A 23,266-nucleotide genomic window follows, 5' to 3' on the forward strand; every position below is an offset into this window, starting at 1 on the left:
CGCGATGCGATTCGTAGCTGGGGAACGGCCCACGGCGGTGGATCCGCCGGCTCGCCGGGTGGGCAGGGCATCAGCTGGGAGGCTTGGTGAACGGGCGGAGAGGTCATTTGAGCAAGCTGGTCGGGCGGGCGCTGCTGGGCTTGGCGGCTGGCGCGTTGGCCGTCACGCTGCTGGCGCCGACAGCGTCGGCGTCTCCGATCGGCGACGCCGAGGCGGCCATGATGGCCGCGTGGGAGAAGGCCGGCGGCGACACGTCCACGCTGGGCGCCCGGAAGGGCGACGTCTATCCCGTGGGCGACGGATTCGCGCTGGACTTCGACGGCGGCAAGATGTACTTCACGCCGGCTACCGGCGCCAAGTTCATGTTCGGCCCCATTCTGGACAAGTACGAATCTTTGGGCGGACCGGCGGGCAGCGACCTGGGATTTCCGTCCATCAACGAAGTTCCGGGCCTCGCCGGACCGGACAGCCGCGTCAGCACGTTCGCAGCCAGCGACAACCCGGTGATCTTCTGGACGCCCGACCACGGCGCGTTCGTGGTGCGTGGCGCGCTCAACGCCGCCTGGGACAAGCTGGGCAGCTCGGGCGGGGTGCTGGGCGCCCCGATCGGCGACGAGACCTATGACGCCGAGGTGACTTCGCAGAAGTTCACCGGTGGTGAGGTGTCCTGGAACCGCAAGACCAAGGAGTTCAGCACCAATCCGCCGGGCCTGGCCGAGCAGCTCAAGGGGCTGCAGGTGGCGATCGACCCCACCGCCGCCATCAACATGTCCTGGCGTGCCGCCGGCGGCGCCAACGGGCCGCTGGGCGCCAAGAAGGGCAACCAGTACCCGATCGGCGGCGACGGCGTCGCTCAGGACTTCAACGGCGGCAAGATCTTCTTCAGCCCGGCGACCGGCGCCAACGCCGTCGAGGGACCGATCCTGCAGAAGTATGAGGCGCTGGGCGGGCCGGTCAGCAGCGATCTGGGCTTCCCCGTCGCCAACGAGGCAGACGGCGGGATCACTCCAGCCAGCCGCGTCGCGACGTTCTCCGCGGCGGACAAGCCGGTGATCTTCTGGACCCCCGACCACGGCGCCTTCGTCGTGCGCGGGGCCATGAAGGCCGCGTGGGACAAGCTCAAGGGCGCCACCGGCAAACTCGGTGCGCCGGTGGCTGACCAGACGGTGGACGGTGACGTGGTGTCGCAGAAGTTCACCGGCGGCAAGATCTCCTGGAACCGCGCCAAGAACACCTTCAGCACCGATCCGGCGAATCTGGCGCCGCTGCTGTCCGGACTCCAGGTTTCGGGACAGAATCAGCCCAGCAATTCGGCCTCACCCCCGGCGGGCAAGAAGTTCACCTTCCACTGGTGGTGGCTGATCGCGGCCGTGCCGGTGCTGTTGCTGGTCCTGATGTGCGTGTTGGTGGTGTTGGGTCTGCGCAGGCGCCGCGCCGCGGGTCCCGATGCACCCGTCTTCGACCCGGACCCGGACCGCAACGCCGGTGTGGACTATGACCCCGGCGCGGAAGGGCGCTGGCCGCGCGAGGACATCGATTACGGTTCTGAGCGGTTCCCCCCGGCCGACGAGCACGACCAGCACGTCGAGGACCATCCCGACGCCGGCTCGGGAGCCCGGGTCAGCTGGTCCCGGGGTGGGGCGACGGCGGTCCTCCCGGTCGAGCAGGACGCCGACGACGACGAATTCACCCACGATGCCGACGAGAGCTACGACTCGTCCTCGTATGAGGAGTACGACGAGGACCCCGACGCGGTGGGCACCACGCCCATCCCGGTGGTGTCGCACGAGGGCTACGGGGAACCTTTCGAGGAGGAGCCGCGGGTTCCGGAACGGGTAGGGCCGGAGGACTACGTGCCCGAACTCTCGGCGCCACCGACGTACGTGCCGGACGCGGACGTCCCCGAAGTGCCGCACTCCCGGGAAGAGCCGGAAATCCCGGAAGTTCCGGAGATCCCGGAAATCGAGCCGGACGAGCCATACCTCGACGAATATGCGGGGGCCCGCTACCCGCAAGACGAACTCAGGGACGACGCGGAAGGCGAGTCACCCGACCTGGCGTCGCCACCGGACACCGATCCGGTGCCCGAGGCGAGAACGGGACGGCATGCGGCCGCGGACCCGGCCGGCTACGCCGCCGAAGCCGGCACGCCGTTCGGAGCGGCTCCGCAGGCCGAGGCGCCGGCGGCGGCACCGGCCGGCAGCGCCGCGGTGCGTCCGACGATCCACCTGCCGCTCGACGACGACCCCTACCGGGCCCCGGACGGCTATCCGATCAAGGCCAGCGCCCGGTTCGGTCTGTATTACACGCCCAACAGCGCGCTCTATCACGACACACTGGCCGAGATCTGGTTCGCCAACGAGGACGCCGCGCGCGCCAACGGTTTCGTCCGGGCCGACTGACGCCGGCGGCTACACCTTGCGGATGACGGTGACCACCTTGCCCAGCACGATCGCGTCGTTGCCGGGAATCGGGTCGAATGCCGGGTTGTGCGGCATCAGCCACACCTGACCGCCGGCCCGCTTGAATGTCTTGACGGTGGCCTCGCCGTCGATCATCGCCGCGACGATGTCGCCGTTGTCGGCGACGTTCTGCTGGCGCACCACCACCCAGTCCCCATCGCAGATGGCGGCTTCGACCATGGACTCACCGACGACCTTGAGCAGGAACAGCGTCCCTTCGCCGACCAGCTCGCGGGGTAGGGGGAAGACGTCCTCGACGGCCTCCTCGGCCAGGATCGGCCCGCCGGCGGCGATGCGTCCCAGCACTGGGACGAAAGTCGGCTCCGGCAACGCATCCGAACCCGCTACATCGGTGAGCGGAGGCGTCACCGTGTCGTCGGCGCTGCGCACGTCGACAGCACGCGGGCGGTTCGGGTCCCGCCGCAAGTAGCCCTTGCGCTCCAGGGTGCGCAGTTGGTGTGCCACCGAGGACGTCGACGTCAGACCGACGGCATCACCGATCTCCCGGATGCTCGGCGGATATCCGCGGGTGGTCACCGACGCGCGGATGACGTCCAGGATTGTTCGCTGTCGGTCAGTCAGCGTCGCATCGGCCGGGGTGTCGTTGCTGTCGCTCATGGCACTGAATGTAACCCCACTCCGTCCAAGAATCAAACATGTGTTCGACCGGCGTGTCGTCGCGCCGTTGAGGGCCGCCGATCTGCGGAAACAAAATGAATCACAAGTGTGTAACTTCGGCGCGTACCGGGTATCTGAAAGTCACCAGCTGGTTGCACCGACAAAAAACTTGTCGGTGGTGAGGTCTACGGTTTTGCTCGTGCGACACGCTCGCTCAAATGTTCGGTTGTCGAACACATGAGCGACTAGTGTCGAACACACGAGCGATAAGTAGTCGACCGGAGGGAAACGGCATGACACTCATCTACGCGGGTCCGCATCGCGCCAGCAACGCGCAGAGCCCGTTGAACAGGCCTCTGAACAGGCCGATTCGCGAGTTTCCCTCCTATCGGTCCGGTCAGCCACGGTCGAACAGGCCGGGCCCGTCGCGCCCGGCGGGCGCGCCGATGCGCTACTACGGCACCGGTGTCGCGAGGTCGACCGTTGTCCACCGCAGACGGCCGGTCAGTGTGGCAACCACGATCGGGCTGGCCCTGGCCGCCGGTGTCATCACCCTCTGGTTAGGGCTGATGGCCAACTTCGGCAGCATGGTCCACGGCGAATCGGTCGAGGCGGCGCCGCAGGTGCCCGCCGCGCTGGCGGTGGTGCGGGTCGAGCCGGGCGAGTCTCTGCAGGATCTCGCGGTCCGCGTGGCGCCGGGCGCACCCGTGCGCGACGTCGTCGAACGCATCCGTGACCTCAACGCGCTGGACTCCAGCGCGGTGACCGCAGGCCAGACCCTGATCGCACCGGTCGGCTGACCGGCCGCAACCCGGGCTCGGCAGGTCGCGCGGGTACTCTCGGGGTGTTCTGTTATCCGGACGTCACGGCGTGGCAAAGGAGCGGCCATTGCACTGCCCTTTCTGCCGGCATCCCGATTCCCGGGTCATTGACTCCCGGGAAACCGATGAAGGCCAGGCAATTCGCCGTCGCCGGTCGTGTCCGGAATGCGGACGCCGCTTCACCACCGTCGAGACCGCGGTGCTCGCAGTGGTCAAGCGCAGCGGCGTCACCGAGCCGTTCAGCCGGGAGAAAGTGATCAGTGGTGTGCGCCGCGCCTGCCAGGGGCGCCAGGTCGACGACGACGCGCTGAACCTGCTCGCCCAACAGGTGGAAGACGCGGTGCGGGCCGCCGGGCCGGAGGTCCCCAGCCATGAGGTCGGGCTGGCCATCCTGGGTCCGTTGCGCGAACTCGACGAAGTCGCCTACCTGCGCTTCGCCTCGGTGTACCGGTCCTTTTCCTCAGCCGACGATTTCGAACGCGAGATCGAGGCGCTGCGCGCGCACCGCAACGTATCGGCCCCGGGCTGAACGGCGTCTTCCGACCGATGGCCGCCCAACTTCATCCCGACGTCGCTGCGCTGGCGCCGCTGCTGGGTACCTGGGCGGGGCGTGGGGCGGGGGAGTACCCGACCATCGAGTCGTTCGAATACTTCGAAGAGGTCGTCTTCTCCCACGTGGGCAAGCCTTTCCTGAGCTATGGACAGAAAACGAAAGCCGTCGCCGACGGCAAACCGCTGCACGCCGAGACGGGCTATCTTCGAGTGCCGCGACAGGGCCACCTGGAACTGGTGGTTGCCCATCCCAGCGGCATCACCGAGATCGAAGGCGGCAGCTACTCGGTGCGCGACGGCGTCGTCGAAATCGACTTGGCCACAACCGATGTCGGAATGACCCCGACTGCCAAAGAAGTGTCGGCACTGGCCCGGTCGGTCCGGGTCGACGGCAACGAGCTGTCCTACTCGCTGCGCATGGCCGCTGTCGGCCAACGCCTCCAGCACCACCTGTCCGCGACGTTGCGCCGACAGTCCTGAGACCTCAACGTCGACGGCCGTGATTCAGGTGGCGCTGCGTTCGTCGGCCCCTATGGCGTTTAGCACGGCCAGCCGGGTGTCGGCGGGCCCGGAGACCGTCGCTTCGCCGCCACCGCTGCGGAGTAGTTCGCGCAGCGCGGCCTGGTCGTGGTCGGGGGGTGCGGTGGTGTCGATGAAGCTCTGCACGAGATCGAGGAACCGGGCCGGGTCGTCGTGAAACGGGAAATGGGCTGCGTCCTCGAAGATTTCGAGTTGGGAGCCCGGCATGGCGGCGTGCGCCAGGTAGGCGTGCCGCACGGGGATGACCGAATCTCTGCGGCCCCAGATGATCAACACGGGGACGGCCTGGGTCAAATAACATCGGTCCAGCATGGTGACGATCTGGCCGCGCCAGTCCACGACCGCCCGCAGGGTGCGGGTGAACGCCGACGAGGCTGTTGGTTCCGGCAGGTCGTCCAGGATCCGCAGCATGTTGGGCAGATCCCGGCCGATGGCCGTCGAACCGATGGCCAAACCGGCCACCCGGCCCAGCAACTGGACCGCGGGCAGCACCAAGGGCAGCCGCAATAACGCCAGCGCTTCGGCACCCATCGGCAACGAGGCGAACCGCAGCGCGATGTTGACGTCCTTGGTGACGCCGCCGGCGCCGACCAGGACCAGCCGTTCGACCAGGTGGGGGAACTGGTAGGCGAACTGCATCGCCACCCCGCCACCGAGGGAATGACCGATGATGGTGACCCGTTCGATGTCCAGCACGCTGAGCAGGTCACGCATGCCGTTGGCGTACGCCGCCGCCGAGTAGTCGGCACGCGGCTTGTCAGACTTGCCGTGCCCCAACAGATCCGGCGCGATGACCGTGAACCGCTGGGCGAGCTTGGCGTGGACGCCGGTCCAGGTCGTGGAGTTGTCGCCGATGCCGTGGATCAGCAGGATCGCCGGACCGGACCCGGCGATGCGGAATGCCCGCTTATAGCCGTGGATGGTGCGGTACTGCAGCGACGGGGATGTCACTTCCCGCACCGGGCGAAGATTGCGCGTCCGCACGGTCATGTCGCCAACCTTGTCATCGAGCCTTGCAAAGGCGTCCGGGGCTAACCAGGGTCGTGATCGTCATGCTTTTTCTCGGCCTGCTGGGCCAGGAAGCGCTCGAACTCCGCACCGAGCTCGTCTCCGCTGGGTAGATCCTCGTCACGGGCGAGCAGGGATCTGTTTTCCTGAGCGTCGATGAACGCATCGTACTGGCGCTCAAGCGCGCTCACCACTTGAGCGACTTCCGCGCTCGCCTGAACCTGTTCGTCGATCTTGGTCCGGATCTCCGCGGCCGCTTCGGTCAGCGCCGTCACCGGCAGGTCCAGCGATCCGGTCTTGGCCACCTGCTCCAGCAGGGCCTGCGCCGCGGCGGGGTAATCGGTCTGGGTGAGGTAGTGCGGGACGTGGACCGTGAATCCGACCACCTCGTGACCGTGTTGCGCCATCCGGTACTCCAGCAGGTTCGACGCGCTGCCCGGTACCTGGATCTCGGAGATCCACGGCGTGAAGTCGGCGATCAATTCGGCGTTGTTGGAGTGCGCCGTCATCGTGACGGGCCGGGTGTGCGGAACGGCCATCGGGACGGTGCCCAGGCCGATCGTCTGCCGCACCCCGAGGCGCTCGGCCAGCAGGCGTACCGCGTTGATGAAACGTTCCCACTTCAGGTCCGGTTCCAACCCGGCCAACAGCAGGAACGGCGTTCCGACGCTGTCGCGCAACGCATACAGGTTCAGTTCGGGATCGTCGTACTTGGTGAAGTGGTCGGTCTTGAACGTCATCAGCGGCCGCCGGGACCGGTAGTCCAGGAGTTCGTCTATCGCGAAGGACGCGACCAGCTCGGTGTCCAGCGCCGCCTTCAGGTGAGCGGCGGCCAGCCGGATCGCGTGACCGGCGTCAGAGAAACCCTCCAAGGCGTGCACCAGAACCGGGCCGCGGCCATCGGATGCCGACAACTGCGGCGCGGGGAACTCAAGCTCGTACATGCCTGGCTGTCCGCGGTGGTATTCCTGAGCTTCGCCGGGATGATCGGACATGAGTGTGCCTCCTTTCGGGGGGCTCATGGGTCTCTCTAGGGTGCCCTAACCAGTCTCGCCTAATCGACACCGCACCCACCGTAGAAAGTGCGGACGTGACTGCCACAATTTGCTGGCACATCCATCAACGCATTGGGACGGTTTTCTATTCGCTTGCTGAGAAATCCGATCGGGCATGATGGGACGCCATGCGCGCAATGACGGTCGTGGTCGGCCTGGCGGTGGTCTCGGCGTCGTGCGCTGCCCACGAAGCCGTGACACCGGACCCGCGCGTCGGCGCCGTTTTCCGGGGCGACGGCAACGTGCACACCTGCACCGGTGCGGTGGTGCATGCCAAAGGCGGTGACCTTGTGTTGACAGCCGCGCACTGCCTGCTCGGGCCTGCGAAGACGACGTTCGTTCCGGGTTTCCGCGGTTCGGCCGGGCGCGCCGACACCTGGACGGTCGAGGCGGTGTACTTCGACGAGCGCTGGCTCGACAGTCGGGACCCGCGCGCGGATTACGCCTTCGCCCGGGTAAGCGGCACCCGCGGCACGCTGGAAGGCCGGACCGGTGCCGCGCTGACTTTGGGCAGTGACCCCGCCCCGGGCACCCGGGTAAGCGTCACCGGCTATCCCGCCGGGACCGGTGGTGAGCCCGTCGGTTGCCAGGGCACTTCGGGCCGCACCGGGAGCGGTTTCCCGTCGCTGCCGTGCGCGGGGCTGGTCGGCGGAACCAGCGGCGCGCCCTGGGTCCACGGCTCTACGGTCGTCGGCGTGGTCGGCGGTTTCGAAGGCGGGGGCTGCACCGCAGACCTGTCGTACTCGTCGCCGTTCGACGAACGCACCGCGCAGTTGCTGGCCCGTGCCGAAACCGGCGGGGCCGGTGACACGGCGCCGACCGATTACGACGACGGGTGCTGATCAGCGCAGGAACTGGCTGAGGGCCCGCATCTTGTTGGTCACGTCCAGCGCGGCGACCTTGTAGGCCTCCGAGAACGTGGGGTAGTTGAACACGGCGTCGACCAGGTAGTCGACGGTTCCGCCGCAACCCATCACGGCCTGTCCGATGTGCACCATCTCGGTGGCGCTGGTGCCGAAGATGTGCGCGCCGAGCAGTGTGCGGTCGCGGGTGGACACCAGCAGCTTGAGCATGCCGTAGGAGTCGCCCGCTATCTGACCGCGGGCCAGCTCGCGGTACCGGCACACACCCACCTCGTAGGGGATCGAGTTCTTGGTCAGTTCCACCTCGGTCGCGCCGACATAGGAGATCTCCGGTATCGAGTAGATCCCGATGGGCTGCAGCGCGGTGATGCCATCGGTCGGTTCACCGAACGCGTGGTAGGCGGCCAGCCGGCCCTGATCCATCGAGGTCGCCGCCAGCGCCGGAAAGCCGATCACGTCTCCGACCGCGTAGATGTGTTCGACTTTGGTCTGGAACTGGTCGTCGACGAAAATCCTTCCGCGATTGTCGGTTTCGAGTCCGGAGTTCTCCAGGCCCAGGTCCGCGGTCTGGCCCTCCCGGCCGGCGGAGTACATCACCGTCTCGGCGGGGATCTGCTTGCCGCTGCCCAGCGTGGTGACGGTGCCCGAAGCGCCGACGTCGACGGCGGTCACTTCCTCGCCGAACCGGAACGTCACCGCCAGGTCGCGCAGATGGAACTTCAGCGCTTCGACGATCTCGGGGTCGCAGAAGTCCAGCATCGTGTCGCGCTTCTCCACCACGGTGACTTTGGTGCCGAGGGCGGCGAACATCGAGGCGTACTCGATGCCGATCACGCCGGCGCCGACGACGACCATGGACGCCGGCAGCGTCCGCAGATCGAGGATGCCGTCGGAATCCAGTACCCGTCGCTCGTCGAACTCGACACCGGATGGACGCACCGGCTTGGTGCCGGTGGCGATGACGATGTAATCCCCGCTGACCGTCACCCGCTCGCCCTGGGCGTCCTCCTCCACCAGGACGGTGTGCGGGTCCACGAAGCGGCCGTGGCCCAGGACCAGGTCGATCCGGTTGCGCATCAGCTGCGAACGCACCACGTCGACCTGTTTGCCGATCACGTGCTGGGTCCGCGCCAACAGGTCGGCCGGGGTGATCTTGTCCTTGACCCGGTAGCTGGCGCCGTACAGCTCGCGCTGGCTCATCCCGGTGAGATAGACGACGGCCTCGCGCAGTGTTTTCGACGGGATCGTGCCGGTGTTCACGCAAACCCCGCCGACCATGCGCCCGCGCTCGACGATCGCCACCGACTTGCCCAGCTTGGCCGCGGCGATGGCGGCCTTCTGACCGCCGGGACCGGAGCCGATGACGACCAGGTCGTACTCGCGCATCGAAGTCATGAGTAGACGATAAAGCCCACAGTCGAGACTTTCTCCACAAGCACGCGGCTGAATCACGCTGCGCGAGCACGAACTGACGGTGCCGGTCGTCAGCGTGGACCGCATGACGAAACATCGAGAAAACTTTCAGCTCACTCGCCCCGCCGCCCTGATCGCGGCGCTGCCGGCCATCCTCGGGTTCGTGCCCGAAAAATCGCTGGTGCTGGTCTCCCTGGAGGGCGGTGGGCTCGGCTCGGTGATACGGGCCGACCTGTCCGACGACCTGATCGACGAGGTGGATCACCTCGCGCAGGTCGCGGCGGCGGCGGAGCCGGACGGGGCGATCTTGGTGGTCGTCGATCAGGAAGGTGCGCATTGTTCGGTGTGCAACGACGGATACCGCCGGCTCTGCGACGCGCTGACCGACGCGTTGGGCCGGCACGGCATCGAGCGTCGTTCAGCACACGTCGTCGACGAGATCGTGCGCGGTGGGCGCTGGCACTGCGTCGAGCTCTGCGGCGAGAGTGGGGAGATCGACGATCCGTCGGCTTCACCACTGGCTGCCGCGGCGGTGGTGGATGGCCGGCGGCTCTACCCGCGGCGGGCCGACCTGCAGGCGGTGATCGCGGCCGATCCCGTGCGCAGCGCGGCTCTGGTGCCCGCGGTCGAGCAGGCGGCGCTCACCCGCGCGGAAGCGTACGACAGTGACCCAACCGGTTGCTGTCGACGCGACGTGGAGAACGCGATGGCCGCCGCGGCGCGCGTCGCCGACGGTAAGTCGCTGTCCGACGCCGAGATGGCGCAACTTGGCTGCGCGTTGAGCGACGTGCAGGTCCGCGACACGCTGTATGGCTTGGCTGTCGCCGAGAGCGCTGATGCCGCCGAGTCGTTGTGGTCGGTGCTGGCGCGGGTGCTGCCCGAACCGTGGCGCGTGGAGGCGTTGGTGCTGCTGGCTTTCAGCGCCTACGTGCGCGGCGACGGACCCCTGGCGGGGGTATCGCTGGACGCCGCGCTGCGCTGCGACCCGAGCCACCGCATGGCGAGCATGCTGGACAGGGCGTTGCAGTCGGGGTTGCGTCCCAAAGACATTCAGCGACTGGCGAGTACGGGTTACCGGTTGGCTGAGCGACTCGGCGTGCGGCTGCCACCGCGCCAGCCGCTTGGCCGCCGCGCGGGGTGACGGGGGGTCAGACCTTCTCGACCTTGACCGCGTGCGCCATCTCGTGCGGGAGGGTGACGTTTTCGTGGCCGGGGATGACGATGGTCACGCCGCCGCCGACACCGGTCTCGACGGTGACGCGCGCGTTGGGCACCACCCCGGCGTCCTTGAGCCGGGTGATCAGGTCGATGTCGCCTTGGACATGCTCGGTGAGCTGGCGGACGACGACCGCGACCGGCGAACCGGCGGGCAGTTCGGTCAGCCGGACCAGGTTGGCGCCCTCGGCGCCGAACTCGGGACCGACACCGAGGTCCAGAAGTCCCGGGATGGGGTTGCCGAACGGGGACGTCGTCGGATTGTTGAGCACCTGGACCAGCCGGCGTTCGACGTCCTCGCTCATCACGTGCTCCCACCGGCAGGCTTCGGCGTGCACCTCTTCCCACGGCAACCCGATCACGTCCACCAGCAGGCGCTCGGCCAGACGGTGCTTGCGCATCACCGCGACGGCCAGTGCGCGGCCCTTGTCGGTGAGTTCGAGATGACGGTCGCCCGCCACCCGCAGCAGCCCGTCGCGTTCCATCCGGGAGACGGTCTGGCTGACGGTGGGACCGCTTTGTTCGAGGCGTTCGGCGATCCGGGCACGCAGCGGCGTCACGCCCTCTTCTTCGAGGTCGTAGATCGTCCGCAGGTACATCTCGGTGGTGTCAACCAAGTCGTTCATTCGCCCATCCTCCGTTGCCGCCGAGTCTACTTCGCCAGCCCTGCGAGTGGTTCGTCCAAAACGCCCCACGGCAGCAGTATGCCCGCCGCGATTTCGCGGCGGGCACACCGTCTCCGGTGAAGCTTGTCTGGCTAGCCTATTCGCACCTCAGCTGGCGTAAGACCGTAACCGATCGGCCCGCTCGCCGTGTCGCAGCTTGCACATGACGTCACGCTCGATCTGCCGAACCCGTTCCCGGGACAGACCGAACAGCTTGCCGATCTGGTCGAGCGTGCGCGGCTGACCGTCGTCCAAGCCGAACCGCAACCGGATCACCTGATGCTCACGCTCGTCGAGAGTGGCCAGCACACTGCGGATATCGGTGTGCAGCAACTCGGCGATCACCGCATTCTCGGCCGACATCGCCTCGGCGTCCTCGATGAAATCACCAAGCGGCGCTTCCTCTTCCGAACCGACCGGCATGTCCAGGCTGACCGGGTCGCGGCTGTGTTCCAGCAAGTCGTTGATCTTTTCGACCGGGATGCCCGATTCTTCGGCGAGTTCCTCGTCGGTGGCCTCACGGCCCAGGTTCTGGTGCATCTCACGCTTGATCCGCGCCAGCTTGTTGACCTGCTCCACGAGGTGGACCGGCAGCCGGATGGTGCGGCTCTGGTCGGCCATGCCGCGGGTGATCGCCTGTCGGATCCACCAGGTGGCGTAGGTGGAGAACTTGAAACCCTTTGTGTAGTCGAACTTTTCCATCGCCCGGATGAGACCCAGGTTGCCTTCCTGGATGAGGTCCAGCAACGGCATACCGCGACCGGTGTAGCGCTTGGCCAGCGAAACCACCAGGCGCAGGTTCGCTTCCAGCAGGTGCCGGCGCGCCGCCTGCCCGTCGCGAACGACGGTTGCCAGATCGCGTTTTCGGTTCTCGCCGAGGCGCTTCCGGGTTGCCAGCAGGTGCTCGGCGTACAGCCCGGCCTCGATGCGCTTGGCCAACTCGACTTCGTCGGCGGCGTTGAGCAACGCCGTCTTGCCGATGCCGTTCAGATATACGCGCACCAGGTCTGCAGCTGGGCTCTGAGCATCCAAATCGCCGTCAAACCGGCCTGTGGTGGCATGTGCCATTGCGCCCTCCCGATTGGCTTGTCTTGTCATGTGTTGTAACGAGAAGCCCGCACCGAGAGTTCCCACGAGGTAGCCATCTCACACGCTGTGACGTGCGGGAATACGGCGGTGACCTGAGAATGTCCTGAGAAGTGGCGCCGCGGAGGCGCTCAGTCGGAACTGTCCGGGTCGATCGTCTGCCATTCCGGTTGCCGCACCGGGTGCGGCCGCGGCTCCAGTGCCGGCCGCTCGGCCGTCGGGAACAACGGTGTCCGGCGCCCGGTGCCTTCGAAGCGTCGCGGCTCGTCGGGGCTGCGCGGCGGTCGGTCGTTGGCGATCAGCACGGCCATCCACGGCAACGGGATCGACGCCGCCACGATGAGAAGTGAGATCAGGCCGTTGTGCCAGGTCCCGTAGGCGATTGCGGCCAGGATCAGCGCCGGGATCCGAAACGACATGAGCGTCAGGTATTTGCGCACCCGCGCCCGATGCTGCACCTCGTAGGAGGGTGCAGCAGCAGTGATCAGTACCGGGCGACCGTGTTCGTCGAAGTCGTCGAAACTCAGCTCGGGGCCGCGCTTCATCACTCCACTGTGGCACATGAAATCCGATAGCGGTTCTCCGGTGTGGTGCCGCCGGCCGCGAGGCAGAATGTAGGACATGCAGACCCAGACGATTGAGCGCACCGACGCCGACGAACGCGCCGATGACGGGACCGGCAGCGACACACCCAAGTACTTCCATTACGTCAAGAAGGACAAGATCGCCGAGAGCGCGGTCATGGGTAATCACGTTGTTGCCTTGTGCGGAGAGGTGTTTCCCGTGACAAAGGCGGCCAAGCCGGGTTCGCCGGTCTGCCCGGACTGCAAGCAGATCTACGACCGGCTCAAGAAGGGCTGATCAGGCTTTTGTCTCCGCGGAAGCCGGATCCGGGTCGGCACTGGGCTTGGGCAGTTCCGGTTCGTCCTTTCCGGCGATAGCGGAACCGCGACGGACCAACCACGTGCGCAGCCGGTGCGCGTGCGTGGCCGGCGCCGGCCACTCTTCCTGAATTGCCGCGTTGAGTTCGGCGCCGATCATGATGGAGAACCCGCCGAAGAACGCGAACAGCAGGAAAGCGATCGGTGTGGCCAGGGCGCCGTAGGTGTAGCCGGTGCTGCCGATCCACTTCAGGTAGAACCGCAGTCCCAGGGTCGCGACGGCGAACACCACCGTGGCCAGCACTGTGCCGGGTATCAGCCGGTGAGTGGGCAGCGGCACCGGAAGCGCCACCCGGTACAGCACGGTCACCCCGGCCATCAGGCCGAGGATCAGCGCCGGGTAGTAGCCGTAGTGCAGCAGGTTCTGCGTGCCCTCGGGAATGTGCTCGCTGACCTTGCGGGGGCCGACCACCGCGACGGGCGCAGTCGCCACGACGAACAGCAGCATCACGATGTAGATAAACAGCGCAAAGAGGCGCTGCCGGACGGGATGGCGTAACGGGGTCTGGTCGTGTGCTTCCACGATCGCGTCGACGAACGACGAAATCGCCGAGGAGCCCGCCCACAGCGAAATCAAGAATCCCAGCGATGCCACCTCACCCCCCGCGATCCCGGTGATGTCGCGGATGGTCGGCTGGATGATCTGGTCTACGACGTTGGGGGAGAAGAAGTTTCGGGCCGTGGACAGAAGGCTCTTGATGATGGAGGACAACGTGTCCGGGCCGAAAAGCGGCGCCACCCAAGCCAAAGTCCCCAGAATCCCCAACAGCAGCGGCGGCGTGGAGAGACAGGTCCAAAAGCCGGCTTCGGCTGATTCGGAAAATATCGAATCGTCCCAGGCTTTGGACAGTGTCCTACGGCTGATTTGCCAGATGTGGTGGCGGGACGGTTTTGCGGCCTGGTCGCTCATACCCGTCCAGCATTACCGATAGGGCCTCGCCCGGTCGACATTGGGCCGGGCGAGTTCCTCGGCAATTACTGGCTGCTGACTTCGAGCACGGCCGCCAGTTCGGCCAACTTCGCTTCGTGCTTGTTGGCGTGGTGCTGGCAGAAGAGGAGCTCAGCTCCCGAAGGCAGCTTGGCGCGGACCCGGGCCGCGGCACCGCAGCGATCGCAGCGGTCTGCGCGAGTGAGCTCGGGGCTGGTCAGAGTTGCGTTCATGGCTCCTCCGTTCTGGCGGTAATTTCACTCTGTCAGACGTTCGGAGTTTTTGCCTTGTTCCCCGACCGTTATTGGGTGTGTCGTTTCTCACGCATATTTGCCCCGAATTCGGGCAGGGTAATCGTCATGTTGGAAAACTCCGACAAACTGTTGGTGCGTTTGTGTTCCGAACAGGAGTGGGCGGCCGCCCGCGAGCACGGCGCGATCCTTCCGGAGCCCGCGGAGGGCTTCGTTCATTTGTCGACCGCGACGCAGGTGCACCTGCCGGCGAACCGTCTATATAGCGGTCGCCGTGACTTGGTGCTGCTCTACCTCGACGCCGCCGCCCTGGACTCGCCGGTCCGCTGGGAGCCCGGCGTGCCGAGTGACCCGGAGTCGCTGCTGTTTCCCCATCTGTACGGTCCGCTGCCGGTCGCGGCGGTGCTCAAGGTCGAGGATTACCGGCCAGGCGCCGACGGCTCGTTTGCGCCGCTAGTAGCCGGCGACGGCTCGATGTAGGCGTCCGCCTCGATCTCCACCAGCAGATCTGGCGCGATCAGCGCTGATACCTCGACCATGGTGGCCGCCGGCCGGACCTCGCCGAAGATCTGTGCGTGCACGTCGCCGACTTCGCGCCAACGGGAGATGTCGGTGACATAGATGCGGGTGCGGACGACGTCGGCCAATGTCGCACCGGCATGTTGCAGTGCAATCTCGATGCGACGCAGCGCATCTCGGGTTTGATCGGCCACGCCGGCTCCACTGCCCGTCGTCCCCGCAACCGCGACATGCTGGCCCACGCGCACCGCTCGCGAATAACCGACGACCGATTCGAAGTCGGACTCGGAAGCAACATTGCGGCGGGTGGCTGCCATCTGGTCACAGTACGTACTGACGGTCCCGTGGGCTGGACCAATGCTTTACCGGCAAGAGACACGAGGATGCGCTCAACATCGGCAGTCGAGAGGACCGGGTGCGGAAGCGACGGCACATATCACCGCGCACCGACCGGTTCCGGTATTTGTGCTGGTGGCGACATGTGCACGAGTTTTATTGCAGCCCTTGGCAATTCGGCTTTCAGGTGGTTAGCTCCGCTGGTTGCGGGCCAAGCCCCGCACCAGTTCTACGCCAGGCGTCAGCACTCACCGGCATGCACGAGACCGCAATCGGTGCAGGGTTGTTCATGGCGCTGCGCGCGCGCCTCAACCGGACTCAGGACGCGCAGAGTGGCCTTATTGTGGGCAACGCAATGCGCATGCGCTGATCAGAGCACTTTCCCGGTTAGTCCAGGTAGTCGCGCAACACCTGCGAGCGGCTGGGGTGGCGCAGCTTCGACATGGTCTTGGACTCGATCTGCCGGATCCGCTCGCGGGTGACGCCGTAGACCTGGCCGATCTCGTCCAAAGTGCGCGGCTGGCCGTCGGTCAGACCGAAGCGCAACCGCACCACGCCGGCTTCGCGCTCGGACAGGGTGTCCAGCACCGACTGAAGCTGGTCCTGCAACAGCGTGAACGAGACGGCGTCGACGGCCACCACAGCTTCGCTGTCCTCGATGAAGTCACCGAGCTGACTGTCGCCCTCGTCGCCGATGGTCTGGTCCAGCGAGATCGGCTCCCGGGCGTACTGCTGGATCTCCAGCACCTTCTCCGGGGTGATGTCCATTTCCTTGGCGAGCTCTTCCGGGGTCGGCTCGCGCCCCAGGTCCTGCAGCAGCTCGCGCTGGATGCGGCCCAGCTTGTTGATGACCTCGACCATGTGCACCGGGATACGGATGGTGCGCGCCTGGTCGGCCATCGCGCGGGTGATGGCCTGACGGATCCACCACGTGGCGTAGGTGGAGAACTTGTAGCCCTTGGTGTAGTCGAACTTCTCCACCGCGCGGATCAGGCCGAGGTTGCCTTCCTGGATGAGGTCCAGGAACGCCATGCCGCGGCCGGTGTAGCGCTTGGCCAGTGACACCACCAGACGCAGGTTGGCCTCCAGCAGATGGTTCTTCGCGCGATCGCCGTCGCGGCAGATCCACATCATGTCGCGGCGCTGCGCGGCGGGCAGCTTCTCGCCCCGGTCGGTCAGTTCCAGCATCAGCTGCGTCGCGTAGAGGCCCGCCTCGATCCGCTTGGCCAGCTCGACCTCTTCCTCGGCGTTGAGCAGCGCGACTTTGCCGATCTGCTTGAGGTAGGCGCGCACCGAGTCGGCCGATGCGGTGAGCTCGGCGTCCTTGCGTGCCTGCCGCAACGCCTCGGACTCGTCCTCGTCCCAGACGAAATCGCCGGAGGCCTTGTCCTTTTCGGTGGGCTCGGCGATCTCCTCTTCGTCCTCGCCGGCAGCCCCGCTGGACTCGGCGGCCGCGGCGGGCTCGCTGTCCTCGGCTTCGGCGTCGGCGTCGGGCGCATCGATGTCGGCGTCCTCGGCGTCGGGTGTCTCGTCGTCCTCGAGGTCCTCGAGAGCGAGGTCGGCGGCATCGATTTCGAGATCTTCGCCGGGCTCGACGTCGATGTCGGTGTCGAGTTCCTCGGCGGCTTCCAACGTCACTTCGGCGTCGGACGAGGTTTCGGCGTCTTTGGGCTTTGCGGCGCCGCGCGCAGTCGGAGCCTTCACGGCGGCCTTGGCGCGAGCCTTCTTCGGAGCCGCGCTCGCCGCGCCGTCCGAGTCGGACGCGGCGGTTTTGGTAGCCCGTTTGGCCGGTGCGGTGCCGTTGGCGGCCTTCGCGGCCGTGCGTTTGGCGGGAGACTTCGTGGCTGTGCGTTTCACCGGCTCATCGGTCGCCGGAGTAGCCTTCGTCGCTGCCACATACACCCCTTCGGTCGGACGCACTTCCGGTGGATCTGGGCATGTTTGACCGAAAGTGCTGCTATGTCGAATGTCGGCGTTTGATATCAGCGTGAGTATCGCGCGCTATCGGTTTGGGCGGCCGCCGACGACCATTGTAACTTCACCAGGACCTCGTACCAGCCGAGCGCCGCAAATCAGTGCGTCACGTCCCCGGTCGCGGCCATGGCCGCCCCCACGATACCGGCGGTGTTCTGCAACGTCGCGGCCACGACGGGGGTCCGGTTCTTCAGCAGATGCACCCATTTATCGGCCTTGCGGCTGATCCCACCGCCGGCGATGAACAGGTCTGGCCAGATCGCGTTCTCGATGGCGATCAGCACCCGGGTCACCTGTTGGGTCCACTTCTCGTAGGTCCAGCCGTTTTTCTCCTTCACCGACGACGCGGCCCGGTGCTCGGCCTCCTTGCCGCCGACCTCGAGGTGACCGAATTCGGTGTTGGGTATGAGTTTTCCGTTGTGGATGACCGCCGAACCGATCCCCGTCCCGAAGGTGAGCAGCACGACCAAACCCGCATGGCCCTGCCCGGCCCCATAGCGTTCCTCGGCGAGTCCCGCCGCGTCGGCGTCGTTGAGGATCGTGACGTCCTGGCCGTCGAGTTCGGCGCTGATCACGTCGCGCGCATTGGTTCCGATCCAGGCTTTGTCCACGTTGGCGGCGGTCTGCACGATGCCGTGGGTGACGACGCCGGGATAGGTCACTCCGAGTGGGCCGGTCCACCCGAATCCGTCGACGACCTCGGCGATGGTCTTGGCGACTGCCGCGGGGGTGGCCGGCTGTGGGGTCGGCAGCTTGATGCGGTCGCCGATCAGTGCCCCGCTGTCCAGGTCGACGATCGCGCCCTTGATGCCACTGCCCCCGACGTCGATGCCGAATCCACGACGCTGCTGGCCATCGGTAGCAGGGACGGTGCTGGTCATCGAAATCTCCTCGGCGAGATCGGGTTGTTCGCTCACCTTAGCGACCCCGCGGCGCCGAAGCGGTGAGGCGGGATGGGCCCGTTGTGAAGTCGCCACTCTGTGATGCGATAGACCGGTGAGGCCAACCGAGGGAACTCTTGCCCAGCGCGCGGATCTGCGCTCGGTGGCCGAAACTCTTGCGGCCGAGGCGGCCGCGTTCGTGCGCCGGCGGCGTGTCGAGGTATTCGGCGGCGGCGCAGGATCAGACGCGAGCGCGGTGCGTGCCAAGACCACGCCGACCGATCCGGTGACCGTGGTCGACACCGAGACCGAGCGGCTGCTGCGAGATCGGCTGGCGCAGTTGCGGCCCGGTGATCCGATTCTCGGTGAAGAGGGCGGTGGGCCGGCCGATGCGCGGACCGGCGCAGACTCGGTCACCTGGGTGCTCGACCCGATCGACGGCACGGTGAATTTCGTCTACGGCGTCCCGGCCTATGCGGTTTCGGTCGGCGCCCAGGTCGCGGGCATCTCGGTGGCCGGTGCTGTCGCCGATGTGGTTGGGCAGCAGGTGTTTTCGGCGGGGCTTGGTCTTGGTGCCCACGTCACCGACTCGGACGGCAGGCGGGCGCTGCACTGCACCGCGGTCGACGAGTTGTCGATGGCGTTGCTGGGTACCGGGTTCGGGTACTCGCCGCGGCGCCGCGTCCGGCAGGCCGCGCTGTTGGCCCAGATGCTGCCGATCGTGCGTGACGTGCGCCGGATCGGGTCGGCCGCGCTGGACCTGTGCATGGTCGCGGCGGGCCGGCTGGACGCCTATTACGAGCACGGACTGCAGGTGTGGGATCGGGCGGCGGGCGCATTGATCGCCGCGGAGGCCGGTGCCCGGGTTCTGCTGCCCGCAGCCGATGTCGACGGTGCCGGCTTGGTGGTGGCGGCCGCGCCCGGCATTGCGGACGCGTTGCTGGCGACGCTAGCGGACATCGGAGCCCTGGAACCGCTGGGCTGACCGCGTCAGCAGCTGTTCGAGTGGATCTTGGTCAGCAGCGCGTGATCTGCGGGCTCGGTGGCACCGGGACGCAGGGTGGCCAACACGGAGTCGATGTCGTCGTTGTGGGCCAGCGAGTTGAAGTCGGTGCCCAGCGCCAGGTCGACGGAGTCGTCGCCGCGGCTGTCGCGGAACAACTCGGTGCACGGCGCGACCAGCCAGAGCGCTGCCGCCGTGGCCTGTCCGGCCGTGCCGAACCGAATCTGACCCTGACAGGTCAGGCGGGTGCCTGCGTAGATCGGGTCGTTGCTGGCGGTCGGGTTCGCAAAGCCCAGATCCTGCAGGGCACCGGCGATGTCGCCGGCCTGACCGCCGCGCCCGCTCGCGTTGAGCACGCGGACCTTTGTTTCGCTGAGTTTGGCCGGTGTCACGTCGACCATGTCCGAGCGCGACACCGGCTCACCGAGCTTGGCCGGGCCGGAGTTGGCGGCCGTGCCCGCGGGCTCCGGCGGAGGGTTGCACACCGCGACCTCGTGGACGTCGGTCGGACGGGTGAGCGCGACCGTCCACACCACGCCCGTCACGACGACCAGGAAAATCACCACGATGATGGCGGGGCGCGGATTGCGCCGCCGGAACGGCCGGCCGTGCTTGTCGAAGGCCGTACCCTCGGTGATGTGTGCAACCACACATGCACTCTAATCGCACCGTAATCGCACCGTTTCGGGCCGACCACGAGCCCCGATGCGCCTCTGTGACGCAAATCACACTCTATTCACCCGCAATACGGGCACGAATCATTTGGTGCATGCGTTCGACGCTGGTACAAAGCGTTGCTTGAACTTGTGCGTGCTTTGAGGGGACAGGACGGGGAAAGAAGATGCCTACCGACTACGACGCTCCACGACGCACCGAGACCGACGACGTCTCTGAGGACTCGCTGGAGGAACTCAAGGCGCGGCGGAACGAGGCTGCGTCGGCGGTGGTCGACGTCGACGAATCCGAATCCGCCGAGAACTTCGAGTTGCCCGGCGCCGACTTGTCCGGCGAAGAACTGTCGGTGCGGGTGGTTCCCAAGCAGGCCGACGAGTTCACCTGCTCGAGTTGCTTTCTAGTGCAACACCGCAGCCGGCTGGCCAGTGAGAAGAACGGCGTGATGATCTGTACGGACTGCGCGGCCTGATCAACTTCTCAGGGCCGACAGCACCCGCTCGGGGTGGCGGCAGCTCACCAACCAGTACGGCGTCGGATCATCAGGATCGTCGAGGACCAACAAGACCATCGGACCTACCCAGGCCCGGTGCACCACGAAAGCCGCCGGGTCGAGTTGGCGGCCCAATGCCGCTGACTTGGCGCTACGGGCGATCGCGGCGGAGCGGGAGATCACGGTGACGGGCAGATGTGCTTGTCCGACCCACAGTTCGACCCCGCCGGCGCCGGCGCTCACCCGCACCTCGACGCGGCCCAGCCACAACAACGTGGCGGCGGCGACCGCGAACATCGTGCCGAACGGCAACCAGTCAGGCAGCGAGCGCATACCCACGTTCACTTCGGCGGCGATGAGTGCGGCGAGCGCAAAGCCCAGCGGCCACCACCACCACGGCACCCACAGTCGCTCGCGATATCGCACGCTCTGCGGCGCGATGTCGCGCGTATCGGACACGCGGTCAAGGGTAATCTGTGCCCCCGTGTCGACCAGATTGGCCATCGTCCGTCTCGACCCCGGGCTCCCGTTGCCGAATCGCGCGCACGAGGGTGACGCCGGGGTCGACCTGTTCAGTGCCGAGGACGTGGAGTTGGCACCCGGCCACCGGGCGCTGGTGGGGACGGGCGTCGCGGTCGCGGTTCCGTTCGGCATGGTCGGGCTGATCCATCCGCGCTCGGGTTTGGCGTCGCGCGTGGGTCTTTCGATCGTCAACAGTCCCGGCACCATCGACGCGGGTTATCGTGGCGAAATCAAGGTTGCGCTGATCAATCTGGACCCTGCCACGCCGATCGTGGTGCACCGAGGTGACCGCATCGCGCAGTTGCTGGTGCAGCGGGTCGAATTAGTCGAGCTGGTCGAGGTGTCGTCGTTCGACGAAGCCGGGCTGGCCCAAACCTCCCGTGGCGAAGGCGGTCACGGTTCCTCCGGCGGACATGCGAGTTTGTGATGGCATTTGGTAGACGCAAAGACGACACTTCGGGCGAACCGACTCAGGACCCGGCGGAGAACGAAGCCGTCGTCGAAGAGCCCCCAGCCGACGGGGAACTCGAGGGCCCGTTCGACATCGAAGACTTCGACGACCCGGCCGCGGCCGAGGTGGCCCGACTGGACCTGGGGTCGGTGCTGATCCCGATGCCGACGGCAGGTCAGGTGCAGGTCGAGTTGACCGAGACCGGAGTTCCCAGCGCGGTGTGGGTGGTGACTCCCAACGGTCGTTTCACCATCGCGGCCTACGCCGCTCCGAAGAGCCCCGGCCTGTGGCGCGAAGTGGCCGGCGAGCTCGCGGAGTCGCTGCGAAAGGACTCGGCCAAGGTCTCGATCAAGGACGGTCCGTGGGGACGGGAAGTGGTCGGCACCGCTTCCGGGGTGGTGCGCTTCATCGGGGTGGACGGGTACCGCTGGATGATCCGGTGCGTGGTCAACGGCCCGCACGAAACCATCGACGCGCTCACCGAGGAAGCGCGGGAAGCCTTGACCGACACGGTGGTTCGCCGCGGCGACACCCCGCTGCCGGTGCGCACACCGTTGCCGGTGCAGCTGCCCGAACCGATGGTGGAGCAGTTGCGGGAGGCCGCGGCCGCCCAGCAGGCCTCCGAACAAGCAGAGGCACAAGCACAGGCCGATCCGGTCCAGCCGTCCAACGAGCCGGTCGCGCGTCGCAGCGCCGAGGGTTCGGCGATGCAGCAGTTGCGCTCCACGATCACCGGCGGCTAAGCCGGCGGGGTCGCCGCGGCCAGCGCTGCCAGGCATGCCGCGCCCAAAGCGGCTGTGTCGCAACCGATCTCGTCGAGTGTCACGGTGCGCAGCGCCGCATGGGGCGCCGCGGTCACCCAATCGACGCCGACCTGCAGCGGGTGGATCGGATCATCGACCGCCGCCGCCACACCCAGCGGCGGGGCCAATCGGGCCAGATCGGCGCACGTCGGCGCCGGATACGCCGCCGCTTCTTCCATGGCGTCGGGCAACTTCGGCCACTGCACCCGCCAGGATCGGGACAGCTCGTCGGCCAGCCAGGGCGGGCTGGAGGCACGCATCTGCGACGTCGTTGCGTCCAGTCCGTCGCGGCGCAACTGCGACGCCGTGTATCGCGCCGCGTGGGCGGCCGGAGCCGAGCTCGAGTCCCCGGTCCACGGCGGCAACGCGGCCAGCACACCCACGGTGCATTCGGGATGGGCCAGCGCCCACGTCGCTGCGACCACGGCGCCGATGGACACACCGCCGACTGCGATCCTCCGGCCACCCGCGGCGGCAACGGCGACGTCCAGGGCGGTCAGGTAGCCGTCGATCAACCGGTCCGGCTGCGGCGCGGGTGTGACCAACACCGCACCGACGTCGCGTAGCGGACCGGAAAACGCCCGGTAGACGTAGTCGTCGTCGGATCCGGTGCCCGCTAACAGCACCGTGGTGACACCACGCAACTCGACAGCCACCTCCTCATAGTGCCCGGTGCCGCGGACGCCCAGGAATCGGTGGTTTCACCGGTGTGGCATACGGGAACCAACACGTCTACGGTGACCGTTGGCATGGTGGAATGTTGTCGGCTATAGAGCATTCACAACGACGTCGAATTTTCAGGAGTGGCCATGGGGGCCCAAGGTTATCTACGCCGGCTCACCCGTCGGTTGACGGAGGACCCGGAGCAACGCGACGTCGAAGAACTCTCTGACGAAGTCCTCAATACCGGCGCGCAGCGCGCCATCGACTGCCAGCGTGGCCAGGAGGTCACCATGGTGGGCACGCTGCGCAGTGTCGAGACCAACGGCAAGGGTTGTGCGGGCGGCGTCCGCGCGGAATTGTTCGACGGCAGTGACACCGTGACGCTGGTGTGGCTGGGTCAACGGCGCATCCCGGGCATCGACTCGGGTCGCACGCTGCGGGTGCGCGGTCGTCTCGGCAAGCTGGAGAACGGGACGAAGGCCATCTACAACCCGCACTACGAAATTCAGCGGTGACGGGCTTTTCCATCCT

28 protein-coding genes are annotated in these 23,266 nt (G+C 66.9%); 13 read left to right on the forward strand and 15 right to left on the reverse strand.

All coding sequences use genetic code 11. The annotated features are described in order from the left end of the window. Window positions 1-86 precede the first annotated feature (86 nt). The gene (locus AC5Y4D_RS18535) at window positions 87-2,402 is read left to right on the forward strand and encodes an LGFP repeat-containing protein (RefSeq protein WP_499946289.1); all 2,316 of its coding nucleotides are present in this window, start codon (window positions 87-89) and stop codon (window positions 2,400-2,402) included. A gap of 9 nt (window positions 2,403-2,411) precedes the next feature. On the opposite strand, the gene lexA is transcribed toward AC5Y4D_RS18535, so the two are convergent. Next, the gene (gene lexA, locus AC5Y4D_RS18540) at window positions 2,412-3,080 is read right to left on the reverse strand and encodes a transcriptional repressor LexA (RefSeq protein ID WP_499946288.1); all 669 of its coding nucleotides are present in this window, start codon (window positions 3,078-3,080) and stop codon (window positions 2,412-2,414) included. Window positions 3,081-3,373: 293 nt separating this feature from the next. Here lexA and AC5Y4D_RS18545 point away from each other — a divergent pair, with 293 nt between their 5' ends. The 3 genes from AC5Y4D_RS18545 to AC5Y4D_RS18555 all read left to right on the forward strand — a co-directional run bounded on the left by AC5Y4D_RS18545 (window position 3,374) and on the right by AC5Y4D_RS18555 (window position 4,933). Next, the gene (locus AC5Y4D_RS18545) at window positions 3,374-3,880 is read left to right on the forward strand and encodes a LysM peptidoglycan-binding domain-containing protein (protein ID WP_499946287.1); all 507 of its coding nucleotides are present in this window, start codon (window positions 3,374-3,376) and stop codon (window positions 3,878-3,880) included. 88 nt (window positions 3,881-3,968) lie between these two features. Further along, window positions 3,969-4,430, forward strand: a complete 462-nt coding sequence (nrdR, locus tag AC5Y4D_RS18550) for a transcriptional regulator NrdR (RefSeq protein WP_499946286.1) — start codon at window positions 3,969-3,971, stop codon at window positions 4,428-4,430. A gap of 17 nt (window positions 4,431-4,447) precedes the next feature. Continuing rightward, entirely contained in the window at window positions 4,448-4,933 is a 486-nt protein-coding gene (locus tag AC5Y4D_RS18555) for a peroxynitrite isomerase (RefSeq protein ID WP_499946285.1), read from the forward strand. A gap of 24 nt (window positions 4,934-4,957) precedes the next feature. Here the strand turns inward: AC5Y4D_RS18555 and AC5Y4D_RS18560 are convergent, their stop codons facing one another. Both AC5Y4D_RS18560 and AC5Y4D_RS18565 read right to left on the reverse strand, forming a co-directional pair. Then, entirely contained in the window at window positions 4,958-5,983 is a 1,026-nt protein-coding gene (locus tag AC5Y4D_RS18560; RefSeq protein ID WP_500037853.1) for an alpha/beta fold hydrolase, read from the reverse strand. A 41-nt stretch (window positions 5,984-6,024) separates the two neighbouring features. After that, window positions 6,025-6,996, reverse strand: coding sequence for a proteasome assembly chaperone family protein (locus AC5Y4D_RS18565; RefSeq protein WP_499946283.1), 972 nt, complete (start codon window positions 6,994-6,996; stop codon window positions 6,025-6,027). 197 nt (window positions 6,997-7,193) lie between these two features. Between AC5Y4D_RS18565 and AC5Y4D_RS18570 the strand changes: the two genes are divergently transcribed. Next, window positions 7,194-7,898 (forward strand): trypsin-like serine peptidase, encoded by a 705-nt coding sequence (locus AC5Y4D_RS18570; RefSeq protein WP_500037916.1) that lies wholly within the window; start codon window positions 7,194-7,196, stop codon window positions 7,896-7,898. Here the strand turns inward: AC5Y4D_RS18570 and sthA are convergent, their stop codons facing one another. Continuing rightward, a complete protein-coding gene (gene sthA, locus AC5Y4D_RS18575) occupies window positions 7,899-9,305 on the reverse strand; it encodes a Si-specific NAD(P)(+) transhydrogenase (RefSeq protein WP_499946300.1) in 1,407 nt (468 codons plus the stop codon). It lies immediately after the preceding gene. Between the two features lie 112 nt (window positions 9,306-9,417). Between sthA and AC5Y4D_RS18580 the strand changes: the two genes are divergently transcribed. Continuing rightward, window positions 9,418-10,473 carry a DUF4192 domain-containing protein gene (locus AC5Y4D_RS18580; protein ID WP_500037854.1) on the forward strand — a complete coding sequence of 352 codons (1,056 nt, stop codon included), beginning with the start codon at window positions 9,418-9,420 and terminating at the stop codon, window positions 10,471-10,473. A 7-nt stretch (window positions 10,474-10,480) separates the two neighbouring features. Here the strand turns inward: AC5Y4D_RS18580 and ideR are convergent, their stop codons facing one another. The 3 genes from ideR to AC5Y4D_RS18595 all read right to left on the reverse strand — a co-directional run bounded on the left by ideR (window position 10,481) and on the right by AC5Y4D_RS18595 (window position 12,861). Beyond that, window positions 10,481-11,173 carry an iron-dependent transcriptional regulator IdeR gene (gene ideR / locus AC5Y4D_RS18585; protein WP_499946280.1) on the reverse strand — a complete coding sequence of 231 codons (693 nt, stop codon included), beginning with the start codon at window positions 11,171-11,173 and terminating at the stop codon, window positions 10,481-10,483. A 147-nt stretch (window positions 11,174-11,320) separates the two neighbouring features. Next, window positions 11,321-12,310, reverse strand: a complete 990-nt coding sequence (gene sigB, locus AC5Y4D_RS18590) for a sigma-70 family RNA polymerase sigma factor SigB (RefSeq protein ID WP_499946279.1) — start codon at window positions 12,308-12,310, stop codon at window positions 11,321-11,323. A 119-nt stretch (window positions 12,311-12,429) separates the two neighbouring features. After that, window positions 12,430-12,861, reverse strand: coding sequence for a DUF3099 domain-containing protein (locus AC5Y4D_RS18595; RefSeq protein ID WP_499946278.1), 432 nt, complete (start codon window positions 12,859-12,861; stop codon window positions 12,430-12,432). A gap of 58 nt (window positions 12,862-12,919) precedes the next feature. Between AC5Y4D_RS18595 and AC5Y4D_RS18600 the strand changes: the two genes are divergently transcribed. Continuing rightward, the gene (locus tag AC5Y4D_RS18600; RefSeq protein WP_499946277.1) at window positions 12,920-13,159 is read left to right on the forward strand and encodes a DUF3039 domain-containing protein; all 240 of its coding nucleotides are present in this window, start codon (window positions 12,920-12,922) and stop codon (window positions 13,157-13,159) included. Here AC5Y4D_RS18600 and AC5Y4D_RS18605 read toward each other — a convergent pair whose 3' ends face one another. Together AC5Y4D_RS18605 and AC5Y4D_RS18610 are read right to left on the reverse strand one after the other, a co-directional pair. Then, window positions 13,160-14,149: a YihY/virulence factor BrkB family protein gene (locus AC5Y4D_RS18605; protein WP_499946276.1), complete on the reverse strand. Its 990-nt coding sequence runs from the start codon at window positions 14,147-14,149 to the stop codon at window positions 13,160-13,162. 65 nt (window positions 14,150-14,214) lie between these two features. Continuing rightward, window positions 14,215-14,400, reverse strand: a complete 186-nt coding sequence (locus AC5Y4D_RS18610) for a DUF7455 domain-containing protein (RefSeq protein ID WP_306241216.1) — start codon at window positions 14,398-14,400, stop codon at window positions 14,215-14,217. A gap of 126 nt (window positions 14,401-14,526) precedes the next feature. On the opposite strand from AC5Y4D_RS18610, the gene AC5Y4D_RS18615 reads away from it, so the two are divergent. After that, window positions 14,527-14,898 (forward strand): DUF952 domain-containing protein, encoded by a 372-nt coding sequence (locus AC5Y4D_RS18615; protein WP_500037855.1) that lies wholly within the window; start codon window positions 14,527-14,529, stop codon window positions 14,896-14,898. Here the strand turns inward: AC5Y4D_RS18615 and AC5Y4D_RS18620 are convergent. The 3 genes from AC5Y4D_RS18620 to ppgK all read right to left on the reverse strand — a co-directional run bounded on the left by AC5Y4D_RS18620 (window position 14,838) and on the right by ppgK (window position 18,128). Then, window positions 14,838-15,254 (reverse strand): RidA family protein, encoded by a 417-nt coding sequence (locus AC5Y4D_RS18620; protein WP_500037856.1) that lies wholly within the window; start codon window positions 15,252-15,254, stop codon window positions 14,838-14,840. The two genes, AC5Y4D_RS18615 and AC5Y4D_RS18620, sit on opposite strands and share 61 nt — an antisense overlap. A gap of 406 nt (window positions 15,255-15,660) precedes the next feature. After that, a complete protein-coding gene (locus tag AC5Y4D_RS18625) occupies window positions 15,661-17,169 on the reverse strand; it encodes an RNA polymerase sigma factor (protein WP_500037857.1) in 1,509 nt (502 codons plus the stop codon). A 176-nt stretch (window positions 17,170-17,345) separates the two neighbouring features. Continuing rightward, window positions 17,346-18,128, reverse strand: coding sequence for a polyphosphate--glucose phosphotransferase (gene ppgK / locus AC5Y4D_RS18630; protein ID WP_500037917.1), 783 nt, complete (start codon window positions 18,126-18,128; stop codon window positions 17,346-17,348). A gap of 115 nt (window positions 18,129-18,243) precedes the next feature. Between ppgK and AC5Y4D_RS18635 the strand changes: the two genes are divergently transcribed. After that, window positions 18,244-19,113, forward strand: coding sequence for an inositol monophosphatase family protein (locus tag AC5Y4D_RS18635; RefSeq protein ID WP_500037858.1), 870 nt, complete (start codon window positions 18,244-18,246; stop codon window positions 19,111-19,113). 5 nt (window positions 19,114-19,118) lie between these two features. Here AC5Y4D_RS18635 and cei read toward each other — a convergent pair whose 3' ends face one another. After that, complete coding sequence (gene cei / locus AC5Y4D_RS18640; RefSeq protein ID WP_499946270.1) at window positions 19,119-19,781, reverse strand: envelope integrity protein Cei; 663 nt, start codon at window positions 19,779-19,781, stop codon at window positions 19,119-19,121. 191 nt (window positions 19,782-19,972) lie between these two features. Here cei and AC5Y4D_RS18645 point away from each other — a divergent pair, with 191 nt between their 5' ends. Continuing rightward, on the forward strand, window positions 19,973-20,275 hold the full coding sequence (locus tag AC5Y4D_RS18645) for a DUF4193 domain-containing protein (RefSeq protein ID WP_008258544.1): 303 nt from the start codon (window positions 19,973-19,975) through the stop codon (window positions 20,273-20,275). Here the strand turns inward: AC5Y4D_RS18645 and AC5Y4D_RS18650 are convergent, their stop codons facing one another. After that, complete coding sequence (locus AC5Y4D_RS18650) at window positions 20,276-20,755, reverse strand: DUF3093 domain-containing protein (RefSeq protein WP_499946269.1); 480 nt, start codon at window positions 20,753-20,755, stop codon at window positions 20,276-20,278. 25 nt (window positions 20,756-20,780) lie between these two features. On the opposite strand from AC5Y4D_RS18650, the gene dut reads away from it, so the two are divergent. Both dut and AC5Y4D_RS18660 read left to right on the forward strand, forming a co-directional pair. Beyond that, window positions 20,781-21,245: a dUTP diphosphatase gene (gene dut / locus AC5Y4D_RS18655; RefSeq protein WP_499946268.1), complete on the forward strand. Its 465-nt coding sequence runs from the start codon at window positions 20,781-20,783 to the stop codon at window positions 21,243-21,245. Then, window positions 21,245-22,012 carry a DUF3710 domain-containing protein gene (locus AC5Y4D_RS18660; RefSeq protein ID WP_499946267.1) on the forward strand — a complete coding sequence of 256 codons (768 nt, stop codon included), beginning with the start codon at window positions 21,245-21,247 and terminating at the stop codon, window positions 22,010-22,012. The genes dut and AC5Y4D_RS18660 overlap by 1 nt, the downstream gene beginning before the upstream one ends. Here AC5Y4D_RS18660 and AC5Y4D_RS18665 read toward each other — a convergent pair. After that, complete coding sequence (locus AC5Y4D_RS18665; RefSeq protein ID WP_499946266.1) at window positions 22,009-22,728, reverse strand: alpha/beta hydrolase; 720 nt, start codon at window positions 22,726-22,728, stop codon at window positions 22,009-22,011. The two genes, AC5Y4D_RS18660 and AC5Y4D_RS18665, sit on opposite strands and share 4 nt — an antisense overlap. Before the next feature lie 153 nt (window positions 22,729-22,881). On the opposite strand from AC5Y4D_RS18665, the gene AC5Y4D_RS18670 reads away from it, so the two are divergent. Further along, complete coding sequence (locus tag AC5Y4D_RS18670) at window positions 22,882-23,250, forward strand: OB-fold nucleic acid binding domain-containing protein (protein ID WP_463755996.1); 369 nt, start codon at window positions 22,882-22,884, stop codon at window positions 23,248-23,250. Window positions 23,251-23,266 lie beyond the last annotated feature (16 nt).

The organism is Mycobacterium sp. NGS67, from assembly GCF_059812185.1.